Below are 16290 nucleotides of genomic sequence, written 5' to 3'. Positions count from 1 at the left end.
GACGAAATTGCGTGCATCCCTTTCCAAAAGTGGCACAGGGGCGGCCGGGCGCGGGTCACGTCAGTACCCCAGCAGCTTCGCGGCGAGGTCCTTCATGACCTCCGTGGCGCCGCCGCCGATGCCGAGGATGCGGGCGTCGCGGTAGTGGCGGTCGATCTCGGACTCGCGCATGTAGCCCATGCCGCCGAAGATCTGCACGGCCTCGTGGACGACGAACTCCACGCACGCGACGGCCTCGTTCTTCGCGACGACCGCGTCGAGGATCAGCGTGGGATCGGACTTCGGGGTGTCGAGCGAGCGCTCGACGACCTGGCGGGTGAGCGCCCGTGCGGCGGCCGTGCGCGAGTGCATCTCCACGAGCTTGTGGCGGATCACCTGGCGCGCGATGAGCGGCTTCCCGAACGTCTCGCGCTCCTTCGCGTAGGCGACGGCGAGGTCGAGGGCGCGCTGCGCCGTGGCGTAGGCCTGGGTGGCGAGGTTGATGCGCTCGCCGACGAACTGTTGCGCGATGTAGTAGAAGCCGGCGTTCTCGTCGCCGACGAGGTTCTCCGCCGGCACGCGCACGTCCTCGAAGGAGAGCTCGGCAGTGTCGGAGCAGTGCCAGCCCATCTTGCGCAGGCTGCGGCCCACCGTGAAGCCCGGCGTGCCCTTCTCGATGACGAGCAGGCTGATGCCGCCGTGGCCCTCGCCGCCCGTGCGGACGGCGGTGGTCACGAAGTCGGCGCGGACGCCGCTGGTGATGAACGTCTTCGCGCCGTTGACGACGTAGTGGTCGCCGTCGCGCACGGCGCGGGTGCGGATGTTAGCCACGTCCGACCCGCCGCCGGGCTCGGTGACGCCGAGCGAGCCGATCATCTCGCCGGCCAGCGTGGGCCGGACGTACCGGTCGATGAGGTCGGTATCGCCCGAGTCGATGATGTGCGGCGTCGCGATCGAGTGGGTGAACAGGCTGGCCTGCAGGCCGGTCGAGCCGCCGGCGGCCATGATCGCCTCGGTGGCGATGACCGAGTCGATCATGTCGCCGCCGTCGCCGCCGACCTCCTCCGGGAAGCCGATCGCCAGGAACCCCGCCTTCGCGGTGCGGCGGTGCAGCTCGCGCGGGAGCTCGCCGTCGTCCTCCCACTGCGGCAGGTGCGGCGCGATCTCGGCGCGGGTGAAGTCCTCGACGGCGGTGCGGAGCGCGTCGCGCTCGGGGGTGTTCCAGGCGTTCATGCGAGCAGCTCCTCGGGGATGGGCACGACGCGGGCGCGCAGCCACTCACCGAGCGCCTTGGCCTGCGGGTCGAAGCGGGTGGACGAGGCGACGCCCTCGCCGAGCAGTCCGTGCAGGATCACGTTCACGCCCGCCAGGTTCGGCAGCGGGTGGACGTCGATCTCCAGGTCGGCCGCCTCGGGGAGCAGCTCGCGGATCCGCTCCTCGGTGAGGAGCTCCTCGAGCCAGGCGTAGGCCGCGTCGCGCCGCGGGTGCGCCGCCGGGATCCACACGCCGACGTTCGCGTTGCCGCCCTTGTCGCCCGAGCGCGCGTGGACGAGGCGTCCGAGGGGGATCTCGCGGAACTCACCTCCTTCGGCCCAACTTTTGTGACGCGTTTCGCCCGTTGAGGGAGCCACGGGCCGAACGCCGTCACAAAAGGTGGCGGGCGGAGCGACCTCGGTCCGGGATCCGTCCGCGTGGACGACGACGTGGGGCACGTCGGCCTGGGGCACGTGGGCGGCGCGGTAGATGCCGTAGGGGGCGCCGCGGCCGGGAGGGGCGGTCATCGTGAAGCCGGGGTACGACGCGAGGGCGATCTGGACGGCGGCGCCGCTGAACGCGCGGCCCACCGCGTTCTGGTCGGCGTCCTTCACGTGGCAGCGCAGGATCGCCGCGGCCTCGGGCTGCGAGGCGGGGTCGGCCTTGTCGGTGCGGGCGAGGTCCCACACGATCTCGGCCGGCGGGCTCGGCGCGAGAGCGGACTCGATCTGCGCCCGCACCCACGCGGCCTTGTCCTCGATGTCGAGGCCGGTCAGCACGAACTCGACGCTGTTGCGGAAGCCACCGAACGCGTTGAGGCAGACCTTCGTGGTGGCCGGCGGCGCGGTGCCGCGGACGCCCGAGATCCGCACCCGGTCATCGCCGTCGGGGGCGAGGTCGATGCTGGTCAGGTCGACGATGACGTCAGGGTTCAGGTACCGCTGGTCCTGGATCTCGTAGACCAGCTGGGCCGTGACGGTGTCCACGGTGACCGCGCCGCCGGTGCCCTCGTGCTTGGTGACCACGACCCCGCCGTCCTCGGCGATCTCGGCGATCGGGAAGCCGAGGGGTCGCGAGGTGTCGATGTCGCGGAAGCCGCTGAAGTTGCCGCCGGTGGCCTGGGCGCCGCACTCGATCACGTGTCCCGCGACCACGGCGCCGGCGAGCCGGTCGTGGTCCTCGCGGTCCCAGCCGAACTCGGCAATCGCGGGGCCGACCACCACGGAGGCGTCGGTGACGCGGCCGGTGACCACGATGTCTGCACCGGCCCGCAGCGCCTCGGCGATGCCGAACGCTCCGAGGTAGGCGTTGGCGGTGAGCGCGTCGCCGAAGCCGAGCTCGGCCGCCCGGGCGACGAGATCGTCACCCTCGACGTGCGCGACGGAGACCTCGACGCCCTGCTCGGCGGCCACCTCGCGGATCGCGGCGGCGAGACCGGCGGGGTTGAGACCGCCTGCGTTCGCGACGATCCTCACCCCGCGCTCCTTCGCCAGCGCGAGGTTCTCGGTGACCTGCGTGAGGAAGGTCTTCGCGTAGCCCAGGTCGGCGCTCTTCATCCGGTCGCGGCCAAGGATCAGCATCGTCAGCTCGGCGAGGTAGTCGCCGGTCAGGTAGTCGAGCTCGCCGCCTTCGAGCATCTCGCGCATCGCGGAGAGGCGGTCGCCGTAGAAGCCCGAGCAGTTGCCGACACGAAGGGTACGCACGTGACCAGTGTCGTGCCTCACATAGAAACAGTCAAGCCTGATTGTAAGTTCATCGAGGAGTCGTCGCAGCCGCCGTCCCCCGGCCACCTCTAGGCTCGCGCCATGGTGACCACCGCCGCGCTCGCGGCCTGCCTCCTGCTCACAGCCCTGGCCGCCTTCCAGGTCGCGCTCGCCCTCGGGGCGCCGTGGGGCCGGTTCGCGTGGGGCGGCCAGCACACCGTGCTGCCGACCTCACTGCGCGTGGGCAGCGCGCTCTCGGTCGCGATCTACGTCGTGATCGGCGCGATCCTGCTGGCGCGGGCGGGGTTGATCTCGCTCGGCGTCTCCGACCGCACCGTCGAGATCGCGGCCTGGGTCGTGACGGGCTACTTCACCCTGGGCATCGCCATGAACCTCGCATCGCGCAGCCGGCCAGAGCGCCTGGTGATGGCGCCGGCCTGCGTCGTCCTGGCCCTGCTGTCGGGCGTCGTCGCCCTGTCCTGAGTCAGCGGGCGATGCCCACGTACTGGTACTCGAGGTACTCGTCGATGCCCTCGCGACCGCCCTCGCGGCCGAGACCGGAGTGCTTCACGCCACCGAACGGGGCGGCCGGGTCGGACACGACGCCGGCGTTGACGCCGAGCATCCCGAACTGCAGCCGGGGCGCGATCCGAATGACCCGGTCGAGGTCCTTCGCGTAGACGTAGCCGACCAGTCCGTACTCGGTGGAGTTCGCCAGCGCGACGGCCTCGTCCTCGTCGGCGAACGACTGCACGGGCGCGACCGGGCCGAAGATCTCCTCGGTGACGACGCGGGACCGCGCATCCACACCCGACAGGACCGTCGCGGGGTAGAAGTGACCGGGGCCGTCGGGCAGCTCGCCGCCCACGACGACCCGCGCCCCGCGCTCGACCGCGTCGGAGACCAGGCCGTGCACGCGCTCGCGGCTGCGGTCGTCGATCAAGGGACCGAGGTCGGTTCCGGGCTCGTCGCCGGCACCCACGCGCAGGTCGCCCATGCGCGCGGCGAAGCGCGTGACGAACTCGTCGTGCACGTCGCGGTGCACGAGGAAGCGGTTGGCCGCGGTGCAGGCCTCGCCGATGTTGCGGGTCTTGGCGGCGATCGCGCCGTCCACGGCCGCGTCGAGATCGGCGTCCTCGAACACGATGAACGGGGCGCTGCCACCGAGCTCCATCGAGCACCGCAGCACCCCCGCGGCGGCCTGGGCCAGCAGCGCCTTGCCCACGGGCGTGGAGCCGGTGAACGAGAGCTTGCGCAGGCGCGGATCGGACAGCAGCGGCCCGGTCGTGGCCGCGGGATCGGTGGTGGTGAGCACGTTGATCACGCCGGCCGGTACGCCGACCTCCTCGAACACCTTCGCCACGGCGAGGGTGGTCAGGGGCGTCAGCTCGGCCGGCTTCACGATCGAGGTGCAGCCGGCGGCGAGGGCGGGGCCGAGCTTGCGGGTGGCCATCGCCAGCGGGAAGTTCCACGGCGTGATCAGCAGCGACGGCCCGACCGGACGCCGGTCGACCATCATCTGCAGCTTGCCGGACGGCAGCGTGCCGTAGCGGCCGTCGATGCGCACGGCCTCCTCGGAGAACCAGCGCAGGAACTCCGCGCCGTACGTGACCTCGCCGCGCGCCTCGGCCAGCGACTTGCCCATCTCGGCGGTGATCAGCCGGGCGAAGTCGTCGGCGTGCGCGGTGATGAGGTCGAACGCGCCGCGCAGGAGGTCGGCCCGCTCGCGCGGCGTGGTGGCGCCCCACGACTCCTGGGCCGCGTCGGCCGCGGCGAGGGCGGCCTGGCCGTCGGCGGGGGTGCCCTCGGCGACCTCGGTGATGATCTTGCCCGTGGCGGGGTCCTCGACGGCGAAGGTGGCTCCGCCCGAGGCCGGGGTCCAGCGCCCGTCGAGGTAGAGGTCGGCCGGGTGGCCGGAGAGCAGGGACTCGATGAAGTCGGCGACGCTCACGCTCACTCCTTCGTGAAGTCGATGATCTGGCGCAGCTCGGACCCGTCGGCCAGGTCGTCCATGGCGCGGTTGATGTCGTCCAGCGCGATCGTGGAGCTGACGAGGTGCTCCAGTTGCAGGCGTCCGGCACGCCACAGCTCGACGAACACGGGGATGTCGCGCTTCGGCACGGCTGAGCCGAGATAGCTGCCGACCAGCGTCTTGCCCTCGGCCACGAGGGCCAGCGGCGACAGCTCAATCGTGTCGTCGGGCGCCGGCAGTCCCACGGTGATCGTCTTGCCGCCGGGAGCCGTGAGCGCGATCGCGGCGGCGAAGACGCGGCCACTGCCGACGGCCTCGATGACGGCGTCCGCCTTGAAGCCCGACTCGGCCGCCTCGGCCGGTGTGAGCGCCTCGTGCACGCCGGCCTGCAGCGCGGCAGCGCGCTTGTGCTCGAGCGGGTCGATGCCGACGACGCGCACACCCTCGTACGACAGCGCGGTCAGCGCCGCCGCCAGGCCGACACCGCCGAGGCCGACCACGGCCACGGTCTGGCCCGGCGTCGGCTTCGCGACGTTGATGATCGCGCCGCCGCCCGTGAGCACCGCGCAGCCGAGGACGGCGGCCATGTTCGGCGGCACGTCGTCGTCGACGGGGACGAGCGAGCGATGGTCCACGACCGCGTGGGTGGCGAACGCCGAGACGCCGAGGTGGTGCGTGACGGGCGAGCCGTCGCGGGTGAGCCGGCTGCCACCGGCGAGCAGCTCGCCGCCACCGTTGGCCACCGAGCCGGGCACGCACGGCGCCATGCCGTCCGTCGCGCAGCCCGCGCACTCACCGCAGCGCGGCAGGAACGTCATGATGACCCGCTGGCCCACGGCGAGGTCGGTGACCTCGGCCCCGACCTGCTCGACCCGACCGGCGGCCTCGTGCCCGAGCAGCATCGGCACGGGGCGCGGGCGCTTGCCGTCGACGACCGAGAGGTCGGAGTGGCACACCCCCGCCGCCTCGACCCGCACGAGCACCTCGGTGGGCCCGGGCTCGGCCAGGTCGAGCTCGGCCACCCGCAGGGGCCGGGACTGCTCGAAGGGGCTCGATGCCCCGATGGTCTCCAGGACGGCGCCACGAATCTTCACTTCTGCTCCTCGTCGATCAGCGGGGGACGATCAGCGGGCCACGAACACGGCCTCGCGGCGTTCGAGGTTCGCCGCGATGCTGGCGCAGCCTCGGTCTGCCGACACCATGCGTGCTCGCTGATCTCGTGGTCCAAGATCTGGGCCACGTCGTCGGCGAGCGACCCGCGCAGGGTCTTGCGCATGGAAACTACCGCCAGAGGCGCACCGCTGGCGATGGCGGTGTCCACGAGCGCGATGATCTACGCGCGGGAGAGACACGCCCCTACGGCTTCTCAGCGCACCGCGATGCTGCGAAGGACGAGTGCCGATCATTGCGAACCGACGCACGTCAATGGCTCAGCCTTCTGCCCAGAGGCAGGTTGCCTCACAGATGCGAGCCGAAAGACTACCCTCCGCCCTCCCGACGGCGTTTCCCGTCGACCGCGGCCGCATTTCTCTCCAACGCAACCCAGAGCGGTGACGCCGAGGACCCTCGCTGGGCACTAGCCCCGTACGCAGGAGCAAGGCCAGCATCCGTTCACCGACGCCCGCAACACGTGGGCAAAGCAACCGGTTGGCCAGCCTCGCACCTGCGTTCGTCTCACTTCTTAAGCGCATCCAAAAACGCTGTCAGTACCAACACTAGAATGATGTATTCAATCATTTCCGTTACTCCTCTCTTAGTTATCGGGCATTCAGGACCTCCGTTCCGAAGGAATCATGCGTCGTTGCCCCTAGGATGGCACGTGTCATCGGCGCTGTCAAGGGAAGAGTTTGACACGTGCCGGAGAACGTGGTAATCGCAAATTTCCGGCACGCGATTGCCGCGGCTATGGCCTCTAGATCAGGAGCAGCCCGAGGACGCCGAGATGAAAGACGGGTCGGGATCTGCAGGAAGTGATTGTTCCCTCCACTGCGAACGGGGCTAAGCACATCTCAGGCGCGATGGAGCTCGCAACGCGCAACTGACGGCGTGGTGCGGCGCCCGCGCAACATGTCGAACCAAAGTCGGCTCACGGGCGGAGGCCCCGGCAGCGTCATCTCACAGGAAGCCGGGCCCTCGAAGTCTTTAACTTTCTCGACCGGCATAGGGAGTGCGCTGCGTCGAGCCACCCGTGTAAATCGAGCCATCAAGCCATCGCACCTGCGAGTGCTCGCAGCACGCGTACCAGGTGCAACCAATGAACCGTGGCCTTAAGAGCGATGCGGTCAATGGACAACGACTTGTACGAATCGGCTCGCCATGAGAGTCCGTCAGTTAGATTGCGGCGGTGGAGCACCTCTTTTTTGGCTACGCCGAGTCCGACACGAACGCTCGAGAGTGCCTTCAGCGCGTCTCCAATCGCGTCGCAGAGTTTGCCAATGTAGCCCAGTCAGTTCCGTGGGAGGACCTGAAGGTCGACGGGAAACTGATCATCAATGACATCCTCGACGCGATCGCGAAGTGCTCAATTGGGATCTTCGACGTCACAAGCCTGAACAACAACGTCCTGTTCGAACTCGGGGTAGCGATCGGGTCCGGGAAGCGAGTGGTGATAACTCGCGAGAAGGACAATCAGACCACCGACAGGCTCTTTCGCGAGTTTGCATTGCTCACGACAACTGGCTACACGGGGTATGTCAATTCAGACCAGCTCCTCGCGTCGATCACCGAATTAGTTGCGAACCCGCCGCCACCGCTTCTGGACTCTCTGCTTGGCGAAGTGGACAACCCCGTTATCCCCGACCAACTCCTGTACGTACCAAGCATGCGGGAGGACGAATCTTCTCGTGCGCTCTCGAGACTCGTCGAGCGACATGAGAGCCTTCGCGTCTTCCGACTCGAACTCGATGAACACGGCACTTCGCCTCTTGCCTGGTTGACGCAGCAGATCTACAACAGTCCATTCGCGCTCTTTCACCTGACGCCCCCAGAGGCATATCTGTCGGAGACCTCAAACCGCCGTTGTGCGCTCTTGTCGGGAATCGCACTTGGAATGTCACATCAAGTTCGCCTCGTCATGCACAGCAAAGAGCCCGTCGCCATGGACTTCCGGGATCTGCGCATCGCTTTCACAAACTCGCGCAACTTGGTCGAGCGCGCCGAAACTTGGCTGACGGGCCTCAAGTTCGAACGGAATGCGCCCAGCAGGATAAGGAAGCATCTCCCCGCCGAACTGGCAGCGCTCCGATTCGGGAATCACGTCGCCGAGGCTGACGCGACCGGGCTAGAAACATACTTCGTCGAGACGCGGGATTTCCTCGATGTCAAGGAAGGCACTGCAACGATCTTTACGGGACGTAAAGGAACCGGCAAGACCGCCAGCATGCTTCGCGCCGCGTCAGAACTTCGCGATGATGCCCGCAATCTCGTCTGCGTTATCAAACCCGCTTCCTACGAATTGGAGGCGCTTTGTGATCTGTTACAAAAGATCAGCGTCTCGCACATCGGGACCTACCTGATTGAGGGCGTTTGGAAGTATCTCCTGTACACAGAAGTCGCTGGTGCGCTAATTCGCCAGGTCGAGGCCACACCGGCGGGGGTTCTCGCGGGATCAGCGATTGATGACGTCCGCACGGCCCTCGAGCAAGTGCATCACGGGCACAATGCCTCCTTTTCGGCGCGCCTCGAAGATCTCCTCCAGAACTTGGATGTCAATTTCGACGACTTAGTCGAGCAATCCGGAATCGAGGAGACGCGACGGACGATCGGTCGAGCGCTCTATGGCGGCCACATTGGGAGACTGCGCAACCTGCTGACGACCGCTCTGGCCGACAAGCGGCGGGTGGCGGTGCTGATCGATAACCTTGACAAGGCTTGGGAGCGCGGAGCCGACCTGGAAACTATGTCCTCGGTCATTTTCGGGCTGCTCACTGCCGTGGGACGAGTTTCGGACGAGTTTGCACGCGAATCCGGTAAGGACGAAAAGAAGTTGCGGTTCACGCTCACGGCTTTCCTTCGGAGCGACATCTACGCCTACGTGCGGACTCAGGCACGCGAGCCCGACAAGATCGCCGCATCAGAGATCGAATGGCGCGACACAGACCTCCTTTCCCGCGTTCTTGAGGACCGATTCATGGCGTCCCGTAACGGCAAGTCTTCACCGTCAGACCTGTGGACCGAGTACTTCGCTCCAGAGATTCGTGGAATCAAATCGCGCGAGTACATCTTGTCGCGCGTGCAGCCAAGGCCGCGAGACCTGATTTTCTTCGCCAACGCCGCCGTCCTCGCCGCTACGAACGCGCGAAACCACATCATTGATTCGGTAGACGTTGACAAAGCTGAGAGCGCTTACAGCCAGTTCGCTTACGAGGCTCTCTTGGTCGAGGGGGTCGCGGTAGGCATCGACATGGAGGAACTGCTCATGTCCTTCGTCGGCGAGAATGCCCAACTGTCTGAGGGCGAGCTCCGCGACGTCCTTGAGGAAGGCGGCCTGCCCACGGAAGCTCACTCCGAGTACATTCGAATCCTGCGCCAGCATGGATTCCTAGGCCTCCAGGTCGCGCCTGGGTCGTTCGACTTCGGGGGCACGCCGGGCGAGATGCAGAAGGCGCACATTCTCGCCACCAAGCTTCAGAAGACAGCAGGTGGACCCCGCTTGTACGAAGTTCATCCGGCATACCGGCGGCACCTGCTCATCGAGGAACGTAGCTAGATCACTCCAGGACTCGCGCAGGTAGTGCTGTCCTGCATTCGCGGCAAGCAGTTCAGCCACGCTCGCTAGGACCGGGTCCCTCGAGGATGCGCCGCGCGACCGTGCGGCGGTCGGAGGTCCGCTCACCGACTGGCCCCGCCAGCAGGGTCTCCACCGCGGTGCCGAGGCGCGTCCGCTCCGCCGACGAGAGGTGCGTCAACGCACGCTCGGTGGCGACCAGTGCGTGGTACTGCTCGAAGGTCGAGCGACTGTCGCCGATCGCGTCGGCCAGGACGTCGGCGCTCGCCAGCCGCGGGTCGGCCTCGATGAGCGCCAGTGCGGTGATGCGGTCGCCGTCCGACCCGCCGGCGAAGATCCGCGCCACGTCGTCGGCCGAGAGCGCGTCGGTGTCGAGGGCGCGGGCATCGCGCAGGATGCCCTCCATGCGGGAGGTGCGGTCCCACCCGGAGGGCTCGGTCTCGCGCAGGCGCTCGTAGCGCGACCCCACCAGGGAGGCCGCCGCGAGGAGTCCTTCCGCGCGGCGCTCGAGCTGTTGCGCCTGCTCGGCGTCGCCGGCCGCCCGGGCCCGGGCCGCCTGCTGGCGCACGCTGCGCGCACGGCGCTCCAGCTCGAAGCGGACGCCTGCTGCCTCGATCGCCTCGAGCCGGTTGCCGAACACCGACAGCGCGCAGATCGCGACGCCCGCCGCGACCAGGGCGGTGGAGCCGAGCTCGTTGTCGGTGAGGAACACGGCCACGCCGCCGGCCACCAGGACGAGCATTCCGACGACGACACCGCCGATCCGCGCCGAGCGCGTCAGCACCGGCCCGGGAGCTTCCACCGGCGCGTGGGACATGCGTTCAGCGTAGGTCCGCGAGGGTTCGACGACGAGCCGTCGAGCGCCGGAGAACCGCGGAACACGGCCCTCTGTCCCTCGACCCCGGGGAGGCCCTAGCCTTGCGCCATGCTCATCCTCGCGATCATCGTGTTCGGAATCCTCGTCGGCGGCCTCGCCCAGATGGCGCTCGGCCGCCGCATGGAGTCGGTGAACTGGACCCTGGCGATCGCTGCCGGCCTCATCGGCTCGCTGCTCGGCGGACTCGTCGCCAGCCTGATCGCGGGCGACGGCCTGGAGCTCCGCGCGAGCGGACTGATCGGCTCCTTCCTCGGCGCCATCGTCGTCACCGCGGCCTGGGGCGCGCTCTCCACGCGCCGCGCCTGATCGCCGGAGCCACCATGGCCCTCCACGTGAACGCCGACAACTTCGTCGGCGCCGAGACCGCCCGCATGTTCCACGACTTCCAGGCGGAGGCCGGTGCGGTCAACGTGTTCTCGCACGTGCGGGAGCCCTCCCCCATCGAGAACCAGCTCGTGGTGCGGCTCAACCGCGACACGCTCTACAGCTTCGCGGTCGTCGATCTCGCGCAGGACGTGGTGCTCACCCTGCCCGATTGCGGCGAGCGCTACCTGTCGGCGATGCTCGTGAACGAGGGTCACTTCGTCCCGCTCGTGCTGCACGCCGCCGGCCCGCACCGGCTCACCCAGAACGAGGTCGGGAGCCGCTACGCGGCGCTCGCGATCCGGATCCTCGTCGACTCGCAGGACCCCGATGACGTCGCCGAGGTCAACCGCCTGCAGGACACGCTCTCGATCCAGGCCGGCTCGGCGGTGCCCTTCGCGCTCGACGACTACGACAAGGCCAGCTTCGACGCCACCCGTGACGCGCTCCTGAAGCTCGCCGCCGGGCTCTCCAGCTTCGATCGGACGTTCGGCCGGCCCGACGAGGTCGACCCCGTCCGACACCTCATCGGTACGGCCGCCGGCTGGGGTGGCCTGCCGTCCTCCGAGGCGGCCTACGTGGGCGTGCAGCCCGACGGCGACGGCCCGTACGAGCTCACGATGGCCGACGTGCCCGTCGACGGCTTCTGGTCGATCTCGGTCTACGACGCGAAGGGCTTCTTCGCCCAGAACGACCGCGACTCCTACAGCATCAACAACATCGTCGGCGTGCCGAACGAGGACGGGTCCGTGACCGTGCGCTTCGGCGACTTCGGACCCGACGTGCCGAACGCGATCCCCACGCCGGAGGGCTGGAACTTCCTCGTGCGGCTCTACCGGCCGCGCCCCGAGATCCACGACGGCACGTGGAAGGTGCCCGCGCTCGTCCCGGTCTCCTGAGCCGCGCTCAGTGCAGCAGGGCCTTTGCCGCCACCAGGAACAACCCCAGCAGGCCGGCCATGAAGGCCTCGACCGACGCGCGGCGAACGCTCAGCCCCGCGCTCAGCGAGGCGAGCAGCACTCCCACGCCCAGCTGCAGGATCGTCCAGATCAGGCACAGGTAGATCGCGGTGCTGCCTGAGGCACCGAGGGCGACGGCCAGCAGGTAGGCGACGATCACCGGCACGCCGCCGAGCAGGACGCCGGCCTGGAGCCCGACGTGGCGGGCGAGGCGCCGGTGCAGCGGGTCGGCCTGGCGGCGGAGCTGGTCGCGCAGCGCGTGCAGGTAGACGTGGGTGAGCCAGTAGACGACGAGCACGACCGCCCACGCGAGGAAGACTCCGGAGGTGTGCTCGGCGTGCGCGCCGGCCACGGTCACGGTCGCCGCGCTGACGATTGTCCCCTCGATCGGCGCGCCGATGTCGTCCACCAGGAGCGTGCGCATCCTCGAGGAGGAGGCCGTCGCGTCGCTCACTGGGTCCATGGGCCAGCAGGCTACCGACCGCGGGACGCCGGGCTCAGACCCGGTCGAGGGCCCGGAGGTACCGGCGCGTCATCGCGGTCTGGACCAGCGTCGTCAGGGGCCCGCCCAGCCGCGCCAGCCGGGTGGCGGGCCGTGAGTAGGCAGCGATCGTGAAGGTCAGCGATCCGTCCGTGCGGCGCTCCACGACGAAGGACTCCTCCCCCGACTCCGGGTGTCCCGGCAGGGATCCGTAGGCGAAGCCCGCCCGGTCGGGCTCCTCGATGACGTGGACCACCCGGCAGGGGATCTTCACGCCGACCGTGCCGAGGCCCAGGGTCATCTGCACGACCGTTCCGACCTGCGCTCGGGCGTCGGACGCCCTCACGTGGAGCCCCGACCGCTCCTGCACGCGCCATGCGAGGAGGTCCTCGACGGCTCCGGCGAAGTCCCGCCGAGTCAGCGTGCGCTGCCTCGTGAAGTGGTGGAAGCCGGGCTGCGGCGCGGGCGTCGCGCCCACGGGTGAGTAGGTGAACGGAGCGGCCCGCAGCCGATCCGCTTCGCTCGCGGGGAGGACGTCGACCATGCTCAGCCGACCGGCACGACGTACGACTCGACCTCGGCGATGAGGTCGCCGCGGAACGTGAACAGGTCACAGAAGACGAAGGAGAACCGCCCGGCCTGCCGGTGACGGCCGGCTCCCGTCCCGGTGATCACGAGGACGTCGCCCGCCTCGGTCGTCCGGTTCACGGTCAGCTCCGGGCTGCCATCGAAGTCGGGGTTCTCGATCTCGGTGTCGAACTCAGCCCTGCCGCGCGTGGTGCGCAGGCCGTGCACGTGCCACACCACGTCGTCCGTCAGGCAGCCGAGCACCATCGCGTGGTCGCTGCGACGAAAGCCCTCCAGATAGCGGTCGAGGACCTCGAGCCGGGTCTGGGTGGTCATGGACGGCACTCTGCCAACGCGCCGAGCATCTCGCCAGTCCTGCTCGGCGGCGAAAGTCGTCACGCGACCCAGGTACGGATTCGCCCGCGCGCCGCTCTCCACTGGAGAACCAGCGGCTCGACAGATGGAGAGACCCATGCCCAGGGATCGAATCACCACGAACACCGACCACGTCTCCGGGAGGAACCGTCGCGCCCGCGGACTCCTGCTGTCCCTCGGGCTGGTGGTCGGCCTGCTCGCCGCGGCGCCGGGCGCCCAGGCGCGCGAGGCCACCACACCGGATCCCGCAGGCGGCGGCTCCAGCGCACTCGACCTCCACAAGGTCAAGGTCGTCAACAACGCCAAGGGCGTGCGGATCACGGTGAGGATGAAGGCCGTCGACTGGGAGGCGGAGTCGACACCCGTCGGCGAGTTCCGTCTGCTGCTCGACACGAACGCCTCGTCGCCCGGCGCGGAGTTCGCCGACGAGGTCGGCATCCCCGGCGACGGCGGCTTCCGCGCGCTCAAGGGGTCGAAGAAGCACCGCAAGAGCTGGGTGACGTACCCGTTCCCCGGAACGTGCGGCAAGACGGTGCGCGAGCGGTACGACCTCGAGCACGGTCTGGTCGTCGTCCACGTCAAGCCGAAGAAGGGCTGCCTCTTCCACCCGAAGCACGTGCGCGTCAACGTGCGGACCATCCAGTCCGGCTACATCGACGCCAGCGGCTACGAGCCGTTCACGCCGGCCCGCGTCGACCACCTGCCGTACAAGGGCAAGTTCACGCCGTGGGTGAAGTACTCGCGGAGCTGACCCGCAGAAGCACGAGGGCCCGGCCATCGGTCGGGCCCTCGTGCGGAACGGCGCAATCCGCGAACGAGCGGACGCTGGTTGCCTAGGCTCTCGTACGTGAAGTCCGTTGTCCTCGCCCTCGTCGTCTCGTCCGCGCTGGTCCTCGCGGGGTGCGGACCCTCGGGCCCGGGTGTCGACCCGGACGAGTACGGAGCCGTCGTCGAGGAAGCGCCCTCCGAGCTGCTGACGGAGGTCCAGATCCAGAAGGCGCTGCTCACCGTCAACGACCTTCCCGACGGCTGGAGCTTCAACTCCGACTTCGAGGGTGGCGGCGAGGACGATTCGCGCACGACCTCGGAGGACCCCGGGTGCGAGGAGTTCACGGCCGGCCTGACCAACACCGACGGCACCCTGACAGCCGGCGAGGCCGAGGTCACCTTCTCCAAGAGCGAGTACGGCCCCTTCCTCACCCAGACGATCCGCTCGAAGGGCGGTGACGACGCGGTGAAGTCGATGAAGTCGTTCAAGAGCGCGCTGAAGGGCTGCGACTTCTACACCATGATCGACGGCGCCGGAGGCGTGAGGACCGACTACGTGATCTCCGACCTGCCCTTCCCTGACCTGGGCGACGACACGGTGGCGCTGACGATGCGCGCCACCACGGAGGGGCAGACCATCGACCTGCCGATGGCGATCGTCCGGGTCGACCACACCTTGGTCATGCTGGCGACATTCCAGCTGGGCGGCGGCACGGGAACCCAGGAGTTCGAGGCCGTGGCGCGCACCGCCGTGAAGAAGGTCAAGAAGGCCTCCGCCTGACGAGGTCGCCAAACGAGCGGGGCTTCCCCTGACTATGGGGGGGAAACTTCAGCGCTCGGCCAGCGGCCGGGGGTCGTTGCCCGGGAGGCCGGCGAAGGCCTGGACGATGTCGAGCCAGTGGTCGGCGGCGGGGCCGGTGGCGGTGACGTCGACGTCGGAGCGGTGGCGGCGCCGGGTGGCGAGGAGGGCGAAGTCCCAGCCGTCGCCGGTGACGCGCTCCTCGGAGTCCTCGGGGCCCCACGTCCACAGCTCGCCCGACGGCGCGGTCAGCTCGACGCGCGGCTCGACGGCCGGCGGCTCCTCGCCGCGCATCTGGTGCGTGAAGGCGAAGGTGCGCACGCCGATGTGGCAGACGTGCTTGGCGCGGTCGGTGCGCGGCACCGCGATGCCGAGGGCCTCGGCGACGTCGTGCCCGTGGGCCCACGTCTCCATCAGCCGCGCGGTGGCCATCGAGACGGGACTCATCGGCGGTCCGAACCACGGGATCTTGTTACCGTCGGGGACCGACTGCAGCGCCTCGACGAGGTCGCTGCGACCCTGGCGCCACGCCGGCAGCAGCGACTCCGGCGGCTCCTGCGCCAGCTCGTCGGTGGCCTGGTCGATGTAGCCCTCGGGATCCTCCAGCGCCGCCACGATCAGGGCGTCGAACGCAGACTTGTCGTTGATCGCGTACGTCGAGGTGACGTCGGTCCAGTGCAGGTGCGCCACCTGGTGGGCGACGGTCCAGCCCTCGGGGGTGGTGACGGTGCCCCAGTGGTCGGGCGTCAGGCCGGCGACCCACCCGTCCAGCTGCAGCGATTCCGCGGCGAGGTCGTCCAGGACAGTGTCGAGTTTGCTCATCGTTCCAGTTCTCGGTCGAGGGTGTCGGCCCAGGCGTCGAGGATCGAGGCCCGGCGTGCGGAGTCGTCGGTCAGCGTGGCGGCCAGGCCGAGGCCGCGCAGGAGGTCGAGCGTGGCCTGGACCAGCTGGCGGTTGCGGCCGCGCGACTCGTCGACCTCCAGCAGCTCCACGGCGCGCGCGTGCGTCTCGCGGCCCAGCCGGCGCTCGAACGGCGCCACCTTCTCCAGCAGGTCGGGGTCGGTCCGCGCCGCGACCCACAGCTCCAGCGCAGCGAGGAACGCCGGCGAGGTGACGAGGTGGGACAGCAGGCCCAGGACCACCCGGGTGCGCCCGCTCTCGGGCAGCTCGTCCGGGTCGATCGCCAGCTCCTCGCGGCGGCGCTCGGCGATGTACTCCACGGCCGCGACGACGAGGTCCTGCTTGCTGGGGAAGTGGTGCAGCTGCGCACCGCGACTGACCCCGGCGCGCTGACTCACGACCGTCGTCGACGTGCCGGCCCAGCCGACCTCCACCAGCGAGTCGACCGTGGCCTCGAGGAGCCGCTGGCGCATGAGCCGCGTGCGCTCGGGCTGCGGGGTCCTCGTGGGGCTTTCGGTCACTGGCCCAGCATCCTCGACCCCTCACTTACAGTCAAGCCTGTTGGTT

Annotated in this window: 17 protein-coding genes; 6 read left to right on the top strand and 11 right to left on the bottom strand. The window is 69.0% G+C overall.

What is annotated here, in order from left to right:
* Nucleotides 1-60: 60 nt before the first annotated feature.
* Together H1W00_RS04140 and H1W00_RS04135 are read right to left on the bottom strand one after the other, a co-directional pair.
* Complete coding sequence (locus H1W00_RS04140) at nucleotides 61-1212, bottom strand: acyl-CoA dehydrogenase family protein (protein WP_181753864.1); 1152 nt, start codon at nucleotides 1210-1212, stop codon at nucleotides 61-63.
* Nucleotides 1209-2936, bottom strand: a complete 1728-nt coding sequence (locus H1W00_RS04135) for an acyclic terpene utilization AtuA family protein (protein WP_181753862.1) — start codon at nucleotides 2934-2936, stop codon at nucleotides 1209-1211. The genes H1W00_RS04140 and H1W00_RS04135 overlap by 4 nt, the downstream gene beginning before the upstream one ends.
* A gap of 102 nt (nucleotides 2937-3038) precedes the next feature.
* Between H1W00_RS04135 and H1W00_RS04130 the strand changes: the two genes are divergently transcribed.
* Complete coding sequence (locus H1W00_RS04130) at nucleotides 3039-3419, top strand: hypothetical protein (RefSeq protein ID WP_181753860.1); 381 nt, start codon at nucleotides 3039-3041, stop codon at nucleotides 3417-3419.
* A 1-nt stretch (nucleotide 3420) separates the two neighbouring features.
* Here H1W00_RS04130 and H1W00_RS04125 read toward each other — a convergent pair whose 3' ends face one another.
* Genes H1W00_RS04125 through H1W00_RS04115 form a run of 3 tightly spaced genes read right to left on the bottom strand, consistent with a single transcriptional unit; the run spans nucleotide 3421 to nucleotide 6229 of the window.
* Nucleotides 3421-4887, bottom strand: a complete 1467-nt coding sequence (locus tag H1W00_RS04125; RefSeq protein ID WP_338072822.1) for an NAD-dependent succinate-semialdehyde dehydrogenase — start codon at nucleotides 4885-4887, stop codon at nucleotides 3421-3423.
* Nucleotides 4888-4889: 2 nt separating this feature from the next.
* The gene (locus tag H1W00_RS04120; protein ID WP_181753856.1) at nucleotides 4890-6002 is read right to left on the bottom strand and encodes an alcohol dehydrogenase catalytic domain-containing protein; all 1113 of its coding nucleotides are present in this window, start codon (nucleotides 6000-6002) and stop codon (nucleotides 4890-4892) included.
* Entirely contained in the window at nucleotides 5999-6229 is a 231-nt protein-coding gene (locus H1W00_RS04115; RefSeq protein ID WP_181753854.1) for a hypothetical protein, read from the bottom strand. The genes H1W00_RS04120 and H1W00_RS04115 overlap by 4 nt, the downstream gene beginning before the upstream one ends.
* 1023 nt (nucleotides 6230-7252) lie before the next feature.
* Between H1W00_RS04115 and H1W00_RS04110 the strand changes: the two genes are divergently transcribed.
* Complete coding sequence (locus H1W00_RS04110) at nucleotides 7253-9616, top strand: P-loop ATPase, Sll1717 family (RefSeq protein WP_181753852.1); 2364 nt, start codon at nucleotides 7253-7255, stop codon at nucleotides 9614-9616.
* Nucleotides 9617-9668: 52 nt separating this feature from the next.
* Here H1W00_RS04110 and H1W00_RS04105 read toward each other — a convergent pair whose 3' ends face one another.
* Nucleotides 9669-10451: a hypothetical protein gene (locus tag H1W00_RS04105; RefSeq protein ID WP_181753851.1), complete on the bottom strand. Its 783-nt coding sequence runs from the start codon at nucleotides 10449-10451 to the stop codon at nucleotides 9669-9671.
* Nucleotides 10452-10559: 108 nt separating this feature from the next.
* Between H1W00_RS04105 and H1W00_RS04100 the strand changes: the two genes are divergently transcribed.
* Both H1W00_RS04100 and H1W00_RS04095 read left to right on the top strand, forming a co-directional pair.
* Nucleotides 10560-10817: a GlsB/YeaQ/YmgE family stress response membrane protein gene (locus H1W00_RS04100; protein ID WP_181753849.1), complete on the top strand. Its 258-nt coding sequence runs from the start codon at nucleotides 10560-10562 to the stop codon at nucleotides 10815-10817.
* Between the two features lie 14 nt (nucleotides 10818-10831).
* Nucleotides 10832-11773, top strand: coding sequence for a DUF1214 domain-containing protein (locus tag H1W00_RS04095; protein WP_181753848.1), 942 nt, complete (start codon nucleotides 10832-10834; stop codon nucleotides 11771-11773).
* A 7-nt stretch (nucleotides 11774-11780) separates the two neighbouring features.
* Here the strand turns inward: H1W00_RS04095 and H1W00_RS04090 are convergent, their stop codons facing one another.
* Genes H1W00_RS04090 through H1W00_RS04080 form a run of 3 tightly spaced genes read right to left on the bottom strand, consistent with a single transcriptional unit; the run spans nucleotide 11781 to nucleotide 13217 of the window.
* Nucleotides 11781-12296 carry a hypothetical protein gene (locus H1W00_RS04090; protein WP_181753846.1) on the bottom strand — a complete coding sequence of 172 codons (516 nt, stop codon included), beginning with the start codon at nucleotides 12294-12296 and terminating at the stop codon, nucleotides 11781-11783.
* A 34-nt stretch (nucleotides 12297-12330) separates the two neighbouring features.
* On the bottom strand, nucleotides 12331-12858 hold the full coding sequence (locus H1W00_RS04085) for a DUF1990 family protein (protein ID WP_181753844.1): 528 nt from the start codon (nucleotides 12856-12858) through the stop codon (nucleotides 12331-12333).
* A gap of 2 nt (nucleotides 12859-12860) precedes the next feature.
* Entirely contained in the window at nucleotides 12861-13217 is a 357-nt protein-coding gene (locus tag H1W00_RS04080) for a nuclear transport factor 2 family protein (protein ID WP_181753842.1), read from the bottom strand.
* A gap of 136 nt (nucleotides 13218-13353) precedes the next feature.
* On the opposite strand from H1W00_RS04080, the gene H1W00_RS04075 reads away from it, so the two are divergent.
* Both H1W00_RS04075 and H1W00_RS04070 read left to right on the top strand, forming a co-directional pair.
* On the top strand, nucleotides 13354-14007 hold the full coding sequence (locus tag H1W00_RS04075; RefSeq protein WP_181753840.1) for a hypothetical protein: 654 nt from the start codon (nucleotides 13354-13356) through the stop codon (nucleotides 14005-14007).
* A 96-nt stretch (nucleotides 14008-14103) separates the two neighbouring features.
* Nucleotides 14104-14805 carry a hypothetical protein gene (locus H1W00_RS04070; RefSeq protein WP_181753838.1) on the top strand — a complete coding sequence of 234 codons (702 nt, stop codon included), beginning with the start codon at nucleotides 14104-14106 and terminating at the stop codon, nucleotides 14803-14805.
* 48 nt (nucleotides 14806-14853) lie between these two features.
* On the opposite strand, the gene H1W00_RS04065 is transcribed toward H1W00_RS04070, so the two are convergent.
* Together H1W00_RS04065 and H1W00_RS04060 are read right to left on the bottom strand one after the other, a co-directional pair.
* Nucleotides 14854-15645 carry a TIGR03084 family metal-binding protein gene (locus H1W00_RS04065; RefSeq protein WP_181753836.1) on the bottom strand — a complete coding sequence of 264 codons (792 nt, stop codon included), beginning with the start codon at nucleotides 15643-15645 and terminating at the stop codon, nucleotides 14854-14856.
* Entirely contained in the window at nucleotides 15642-16244 is a 603-nt protein-coding gene (locus H1W00_RS04060; protein WP_181753835.1) for a TetR/AcrR family transcriptional regulator, read from the bottom strand. The genes H1W00_RS04065 and H1W00_RS04060 overlap by 4 nt, the downstream gene beginning before the upstream one ends.
* Nucleotides 16245-16290 lie beyond the last annotated feature (46 nt).

The organism is Aeromicrobium phoceense, from assembly GCF_013868155.1.
GTDB lineage: Bacteria > Actinomycetota > Actinomycetes > Propionibacteriales > Nocardioidaceae > Aeromicrobium > Aeromicrobium phoceense.
Note: the sequence above shows the minus strand (reverse complement) of the source record. Positions and strands in the feature narration are given on the sequence as shown.